1 pseudogene is annotated in these 712 nt (G+C 38.8%); it reads right to left on the minus strand.

Annotated features, from left to right (window positions below):
* Positions 1-121 precede the first annotated feature (121 nt).
* Positions 122-712 (minus strand): annotated as a pseudogene (locus tag ADIWIN_RS05805) (hypothetical protein); the annotation flags it as partial.

Genomic DNA, 712 nt, shown 5'->3' on the forward strand with positions numbered 1-712 from the left:
AAAGGTATCCCAATGAGCATCACGATCAGCCTTGTTTTCAAAAGTCGTCATATACATCAAATTAGGCATGGTACTCCCAGCTATTACCTCACCATAAAAAACAGCATTAAAGCCCAGTCTTTTAAAAAAGTCCTACTTCATCACCATCGTTGAACTGCTTGATCTTGTTAGCTGAAATCTTCTCAGTATGTCCCTCGTAGCTTCTCAATTCATAGATTCTATCCTTCTTTGGACCGTCTAAATCAGGCACACCATACTTTGGGTGCTTCACAAAAGCATTAAGCAAAATCGTCTCTATTCTATCGTATGGAGGATTGGTATAAGGGGCGTCCAGGTATTTGCTTCCAGCAGATTGGTATTGCTGATCCTTTGCTAGTTTTGAATCTATTTTAGCAATCTCCTTCTGAGAACTAAATGGTATCAGCACATAAATCAATTTTTCATCCGGTTTACTTCCCTCGGATGGCGTAACAGGTTTGAACACGCCAACATGTTTAATCCCTGCTCTATGAAGGGCAGGAAGGTAGGCCTGTTCCAGGTATTCATCTACAACATTTTCCTGCTGACTGGTGGACAAATGATAAATTTTTATCTGATAAAAGTCTCCCTTTCCAGCAAGGGAAAATCCAGTATTCAGCAATAGAATGGCTATCACTGAAAATACATTATGGTATTTTTCATAGTTTTTTGTAATTAATTGAAATTGCTTGTC

Origin of the sequence: Winogradskyella psychrotolerans RS-3, from assembly GCF_000427335.1 — a bacterium.
Classification (GTDB): domain Bacteria; phylum Bacteroidota; class Bacteroidia; order Flavobacteriales; family Flavobacteriaceae; genus Winogradskyella; species Winogradskyella psychrotolerans.